This is a genomic window from Mesorhizobium sp. M7A.F.Ca.US.002.01.1.1 (assembly GCF_004022955.1).
Taxonomy (GTDB): Bacteria; Pseudomonadota; Alphaproteobacteria; order Rhizobiales; family Rhizobiaceae; genus Mesorhizobium; species Mesorhizobium ciceri.
Map to the genome: position 1 here is coordinate 1 of NZ_RZQE01001057.1, position 454 is coordinate 454.

Below are 454 nucleotides of genomic sequence, written 5' to 3' on the forward strand. Positions count from 1 at the left end.
TGCGCAGAACAAAAACGCCGCTCTGGCTGGAGCCAGGCGGCGTTGCAGTTTTAAAGCAGCGGCAGGGATGCGCTGCCTGGAAAATCTTCAGGCGACGAAGCCGAGGCGCGCCGCATTCATGGCGCCAGTCTGGCCGGGCATGGTGTTGGCAAGACGCTGACGCTCGAGAGCGGTGGTCAGGTTCATTTCGCGGCGGGCAAAGAGGCGGGCAAAAAGCTTCATAATCATCTCCATTCGGTTGCTCAGACGGGTCGCCTTCGCTTGATGGAGTGGGGCAGCTCGTTTGCTGGCGCTGATATAGGCTTGTGTAAGCAGAAACTAAATCGCAAAAGCGAACCGCTTGATATGAAATGCGACATCGATTGCGACAGATTTGGGCAAGGTGCCCAAAATTTACGATCATTTACAAGGCATTAAGTGAAAACAGGAGCTGCTATGCGGCTTTCTCATATGC

The 454-nt window shown here is 54.4% G+C and carries 1 protein-coding gene; it reads right to left on the bottom strand.

Features of this window, described 5'->3' with window-relative positions; translation table 11 throughout:
• Positions 1-87: 87 nt before the first annotated feature.
• On the bottom strand, positions 88-222 hold the full coding sequence (locus tag EN932_RS39675; RefSeq protein ID WP_013531161.1) for a hypothetical protein: 135 nt from the start codon (positions 220-222) through the stop codon (positions 88-90).
• Positions 223-454 lie beyond the last annotated feature (232 nt).